This is a genomic window from Mesorhizobium temperatum, from assembly GCF_002284575.1.
GTDB classification, from domain to species: Bacteria; Pseudomonadota; Alphaproteobacteria; order Rhizobiales; family Rhizobiaceae; genus Mesorhizobium; species Mesorhizobium temperatum.
On the sequence record NZ_NPKJ01000026.1, the window covers coordinates 1 to 5,482 of the forward strand.

Annotated in this window: 6 protein-coding genes, 1 tRNA gene and 3 pseudogenes; 4 read left to right on the forward strand and 6 right to left on the reverse strand. The window is 58.9% G+C overall.

Annotation, left to right across the window (positions count from 1 at the left end; genetic code table 11):
* The 5 genes and pseudogenes from CIT26_RS37020 to CIT26_RS07850 form a co-directional block, all read right to left on the reverse strand.
* Positions 1-232 (reverse strand): annotated as a pseudogene (locus tag CIT26_RS37020) (hypothetical protein); the annotation flags it as partial.
* Positions 233-455: 223 nt separating this feature from the next.
* On the reverse strand, positions 456-893 hold the full coding sequence (locus CIT26_RS07840) for a hypothetical protein (protein ID WP_095492058.1): 438 nt from the start codon (positions 891-893) through the stop codon (positions 456-458).
* A 303-nt stretch (positions 894-1,196) separates the two neighbouring features.
* A pseudogene (locus CIT26_RS35695) lies at positions 1,197-1,318 on the reverse strand (IS6 family transposase); the annotation flags it as partial.
* A 233-nt stretch (positions 1,319-1,551) separates the two neighbouring features.
* On the reverse strand, positions 1,552-1,959 hold the full coding sequence (locus CIT26_RS07845; protein ID WP_095492059.1) for a hypothetical protein: 408 nt from the start codon (positions 1,957-1,959) through the stop codon (positions 1,552-1,554).
* Positions 1,960-1,980: 21 nt separating this feature from the next.
* Positions 1,981-2,658 carry a protein-L-isoaspartate(D-aspartate) O-methyltransferase gene (locus tag CIT26_RS07850; protein ID WP_095492060.1) on the reverse strand — a complete coding sequence of 226 codons (678 nt, stop codon included), beginning with the start codon at positions 2,656-2,658 and terminating at the stop codon, positions 1,981-1,983.
* 558 nt (positions 2,659-3,216) lie between these two features.
* On the opposite strand from CIT26_RS07850, the pseudogene CIT26_RS07855 reads away from it, so the two are divergent.
* From CIT26_RS07855 to CIT26_RS07870, 4 genes and pseudogenes are all read left to right on the forward strand, one after another.
* Positions 3,217-3,327: pseudogene (locus tag CIT26_RS07855) on the forward strand (IS110 family RNA-guided transposase); the annotation flags it as partial.
* A gap of 977 nt (positions 3,328-4,304) precedes the next feature.
* A tRNA-Arg gene (locus CIT26_RS07860) sits at positions 4,305-4,378 on the forward strand.
* 80 nt (positions 4,379-4,458) lie between these two features.
* On the forward strand, positions 4,459-4,638 hold the full coding sequence (locus tag CIT26_RS07865; RefSeq protein ID WP_023797270.1) for a hypothetical protein: 180 nt from the start codon (positions 4,459-4,461) through the stop codon (positions 4,636-4,638).
* A gap of 99 nt (positions 4,639-4,737) precedes the next feature.
* Positions 4,738-4,929 (forward strand): hypothetical protein, encoded by a 192-nt coding sequence (locus CIT26_RS07870; protein WP_425350328.1) that lies wholly within the window; start codon positions 4,738-4,740, stop codon positions 4,927-4,929.
* Positions 4,930-5,028: 99 nt separating this feature from the next.
* On the opposite strand, the gene CIT26_RS07875 is transcribed toward CIT26_RS07870, so the two are convergent.
* On the reverse strand, positions 5,029-5,334 hold the full coding sequence (locus tag CIT26_RS07875) for a hypothetical protein (protein WP_095492061.1): 306 nt from the start codon (positions 5,332-5,334) through the stop codon (positions 5,029-5,031).
* Positions 5,335-5,482: the final 148 nt, after the last annotated feature.

Genomic DNA, 5,482 nt, shown 5'->3' on the forward strand with positions numbered 1-5,482 from the left:
TGGTATCGCCTTCCGCGCGCCGAATGACGACGCGGTCGTGGAGTGGCCGGAATTTCATTGGGGTTCTTTCTGCCGCCGCACGTAGAGCGACTGCAACACTTAACATAGCCCCTTTGGCACTCGAATGATAGGAGTGCCAAATTTTTAATTCCTCAAGCCGAAAATATTTGAAATGTAAATCAGTCGTTGTTGCCGGCGCTTTTGGCCGTCCGAAAAGCGGAGCAATAAGCAATTTTATCGTAATACATCCCTCTTAATTTTGCCGACAACAGACTATATTAATCCGCAATTCAGCCCAGCAGTTGACGCCCTTCTCGAAAAGGACCTTGGATAGTCATGACCGCACCATCGCTCATGCAACGCAGCCTTCCCGCGTGGGGAGCGCTTGCCTGCGCTGCGGCGGCGGCTTTCCATGCGAGCCCGCTTCAACAATGATGCCGCGAAGCGTCGCCGGCTTATCCGACGAACGCCTCACGCATCCGAGCGAACATGCCGGGCTGTCTCCCGGCAATCGCCGCACGGATGTGACGGGCGGCCGTTGCGGCGGTCACCGTCGCGCCGAAATGGCAATAGCAGATGATCTCATGCAATTGCCTGTCGGTCAGTTCGAAGAACCGCTTCGCTTCGCCGTAGTTGTCGTTTTCCAACCCGGCGGCGCGGAGGACAGGATCCTCGAAAGCGACTGAGATCGGCGAGCCGTCGCCGCGCATGGCCCCGCGTGCTCTAACCGGCTGATACTCGGTCTGGTGCAGCGTCGAGAGGCGCCGGTCAGGGTTCCGTTCAAGGAGCTCCGCCCAGCGTTCAAGACGTTCGCTGCGCGACATGGCCTGGCGCGGGTAGGCCTGATCGATCTCGGCGACGATCTGCAGTTGCTCGATCGTCTGGTGTTTCATTTTGGCCTCCTATTCGGACGATAGTTGGTCAACCCATATCCTTCTTATGCCTGCAGCCAGCGTGACTCCAACGGATCGTGAAGTCCAATCACGATGATGCCTGGAGGGCTTCGTTCACGCAGATGTGGAGGCTTCGCAAAGATCCGGCCATTAATTTGGCGAACGCGGTCAAATGCGCGGCTGTTCGACGATGTCCGTCTGGAGTCCGTGCCGATCGAGGTGATCGACGGGCAGAGTCTGTGCTGGAGTAGCCCGGCTCCATCGCTGGCCGGGCAGCGGGATCAAGGGAGTGGCAGTTTAGCTTCGAAACCGCCGAAGGCCGGGCTGATGCGAGTTCTCCGCCCGGTCGTTGGGCCCTTGTCGCTCCAGTGTACGACTTCCGGCATGACCTGGCGCCTGGCTACTCCGTAGGATCGCAGTTTGTCCGCGTCGAAACCATTATCGAAGTTACCCGGCCCGATGGCGGAGTGTTGCGGATTGCGCGCGATCCAAGGACCGGTCCGTCCAACAAGTTGAGCGGAAGCCATCTCAAAAACCGTCCAGGCTGTGCGTCGTCAGGATGGTAGCCGAACCAGCGAAACAGCCAATCAGGTGTCCCTTCCTTCGACCTTTAGAGACTGAGCAGTCAGCTGCCGCCAAGCGAGAATGACGATCGCTCTCATTGCTGCGGCGCAGGTATCGGTGTGCCGCCAAACCAACCAGCCGCATACGCAATCACGACCAATACCACGATCACGGCTGCCACGCCGTACCAGAGGCGCCTGTCCTTGAGATCCATCGTTACCTCCTGCCCGCTACGTGTTGGCCACTGGGCGAATTCCTTGAGCCTTTGGCCGTCATTTCCCAGATGAGCGACCCATTTGCCCTCTGGTAGGCACACAGTAGGCTGGATAAGGGTCTTTGAGAAGCGCGCATACGACCGCGCCGGCATGATCGCCAGCGGCTGCGACCGGCGGCTGCAGGCGTGCTCGACGAGTAGCGTTGCGGCATGGATGTCAAAAGATCGGCGATGCCATCCAGCGCCCGTGTGATCGATGCGGCGCGCGTTATCCTGATCTTCCAGCACGGCTCCGCGCAGCCGCACCCCTCATGTGACCGTTTCGAGCCGACTGAACCGAACTGGGATGAGTTTCCGAGTCTTGAGTTGCCCTGCCGCGTCCTTGTCGATGACAGCCAGCAACTGGACTTCTTCAGATCCAACAGGCAGTACCAGGCGTCCCCCTGGCTTGAGCTGCTCAAGCAAAGCCGGCGGCGTCCGTTCAGCCGCCACGGTGACCAGGATCTTGTCGAATGGGGCGTGCTCAGGCCAGCCGCGAGACCCGTCTCCGACACGAATGCCGACATTGGAGGTGCCGAGGCCCTGCAGGAGAGCTCCGGCATGGCATGCGAATTCCTCGATGATTTCGACGCTCCAAACTTGCCCGGCGAGTTCCGCGAGGATTGCGGCTTGGTAGCCCAGGCCGGTGCCGATCTCGAGCACTGCCTCGTGCGGTTGGGGAGCAAGGAGATCGGTCATGAGAGCGACGATGAAGGGCTGCGAGACGGTCTTATCGAAGCCGATCGGCAGCGGCATATCCTGGTAGGCATAAGGCGCAACCGAGGCTGGCACGAAGAGATGCCGCGGCACTCGCCGCATCGCAGCCATCACGCGCTCATCGAGCGCCGCCTTGCCGAGTTCTTCGCTTGCAAGGTCGGTATGGATTGCAATCATCTCGACCATGTGCCTGCGTAGAACCGCGAGGTGCTCTTCGTTCATCGGCTTCATGACGGTGGGGCGTTCCTCAACCACTCTGCTGCCTGATAGCCTTATACCCTGTTCGTCTTGTCANAACCGCGAGGTGCTCTTCGTTCATCGGCTTCATGACGGTGGGGCGTTCCTCAACCACTCTGCTGCCTGATAGCCTTATACCCTGTTCGTCTTGTCACAGTAACCATGTCGTCGAGAACGCGGCTTCGGTTGGGGCGGTTGTCCCATGTGTCGACCAGATATTCGATGATCGAAAGCGACTGCGTCAGCCTCAGCAGGCAGACGCGCCGTTCGCGATCAAGCTCGCGCGGTGCGGAAGAGTGCTCGGAGTTCCCGCGATCAATCGCTCCTGTCCGTCCTTGTCGCGGCCGGCGTGGAAATGCCGTCGTTCTGTAAGGAGGGCGTAGGCGCGTGTACCCGAGGCGCTTCGGGTGCGGCCCGAAGATGGGGTATTCGGCTTAAGCCTCATCTTCGAGTGAGAGTGCATGGTGGATATGTTGAAGGTGCTGCGCTTCGAGCTGATGATAAACGTGGTCTGCATGGAGCAGCCACAAGCATCAGAGGGAGAAGCGCAGCATGAAATATTATGCCGGATTGGACGTCTCGGTGAAAGAGACCGCAGTGTGCATCATCGACGAAACAGGCCAGATTTGCCGCGAGATAAAGGTGGCGAGCCATCCGGAAAGCAAGAAAGCCACACCGGCCGTGGTCGCTACCCGCGAATACTGCTGCCCGCGCGCGTGGGGAACCCTCAACGCGTATGCACCGTTAAGACGATTGCCAGGGAGAATCGCCATGAATAGCGCGGACCCGACCCACCGAATTCAGCCTGAAGTGCGCGCCGCAATTAACGCCTTCCTCAACGAGGTCCAAAGAGACCCGAAACCATTTGCTCTCTCGGAAGCCCTAGCAGCAATAAGACAGATCTTTCCTGAACTGGAAATCTCCGACGCCGATCTTGCCGACGCCATCGCAAGTGAAGCTCTATCGGCTGGCGTTGGCATTGAGTTCGACGTGCTTAAGACGCGTAAGGCGCTCGAACGGAGGGCGATCGAGCGATGGGAGAATGAAGGCGGCGCTAGCGGAAGGAAGAAGAACTCAGATCGGGCTCAAAGCGACGCGGCGCAGCGAGCTAAAACCCAATGACACCAATGGCACGAGGCGACGGGCAAACGAATCTAAGGAGCGGCATCGGTTGATCTAGCCAAGTCACTTCCTTAAGCCGCCTCTTTCTTCCGCCGGCGTTCGTTGCGCTTGGTAGCCAAGGGAACTCCGTCAACGCAATAGCGCTGCTTGTGCGTGAGTGCCGCGTATGGTTTCTTTGAAGGGTATTGGGAGGACATGGAATGGCAAAGCGTTCGGCTCCATGCCCGATTTGCAAGAAGGCGGCGAAACAATCGGTGACTATCTGGAGTTCGACTGCTCTGACTGCGGGTACTTCCAGATATCCAGAACATTTAACAAGTAGCCTCGAAAACAGCCGGTTTCCACGAGGCGGCAATCACTTGAGCGGGCGAGAATAAGGGCGAGATACGGTTCGCTGCCGACCGTCACTACCTACGACCGGCCATAGCGACCGGGTGATCAGAACGGCGCCATCGCCTCCGCCCTCTCTCGGGTTGTTCACATCGGCCCACCGGAACGCTCGATTCCCAACCCGCCATGCGCTCGTAGCTCACTTGGATAGAGCACCGGACTTCGAATCCGTAGGTTGCCGGTTCGAACCCTGCCGAGCGCGTCAATTTGATTTCCTTTGGTTCCCCGACGGACTATTGAAATGGGGCATTCCGTGGTTTGCTGCCCATTTAGGAGGCGAGCATGATCATTCCCAGCGACGACCAAGAAGCCCAGAGTATCATAGCCGAGATCAAGGCAATCCTTGCCGAACTATCCGCGATCGACGTTCGGACTGACCTCGCCCGGTGGATGGCATTGGAGCAAAGGCACCATGAGCTTGCGGGGAAGCTTTATGAGCGGCGCATCGATCGTCCGTCCTAGTGTGTCGCTCTACTTAGGCGAAGGATCGCCGAACCGCGCACTTCCCGTCGGAGACACACATGAAGAGCAAGCCCAGCAAAACGGGATACAACAAACTGCTTGCCAGTGTTGCCCACCCTGCTCTCACGAGATCCGCTGATCGGTATTCTTGAACTGGATACCGATTCTGACCCGATCGAACTGGCCATGAACCGAAAAGTTGCCGAGTGTCTGATGTCGACCGTTGTCGAATTCCTTCAGGCTGGCGAAGGAGCCGACGCGCCGACATTTGCGGTCGAGTGGTCACGGTGATTCGAAATTGCCAGGGGTCAAGGTTTCGGAGTCGTAAGCCCGCTCAGGATGGAGGACTAAGCCGCTCGCGCGGCAATGACCGGTTCGGGCGTCTGCCAACTACTGCGGGCCCGGCGTCCATTCGGGCAGCGGCGCCAGGCTGCGGTTGAACTGCTTCCACCACATGGACTCATCTATCTCGCAGCAGGCGCGAAGCATGGCGTGCGCCTTCTCGAAAGCCTGGGTGGCGAGATTGTCGAACGTCATATGCGCGTCGTACGGCACGGACACCACCAGTTCCTGACCGGTCTGTGTGCCGCCTTCGTCGACCTGAAGATAAAGCCAAACGACGAAATGCGCGCCGTGGCCGCTCGCGTCCGCATTGCCGATCTTGATGCGGTCGATGCCTGCTGCAGTGACTTTCATGCGGAGGCCTCTTCATTTGGGATTCGTAGTGAATCCCAGAAGTCCGCAGCAACCAGAAAGGTTCCGGGAGATCGTGTCCCAGGGAGTGGTGTAGCTGACGGCTTGGTCGCCGCGCTCTCCGGCATGGGGGCCGGGCTGATCAGCGTGC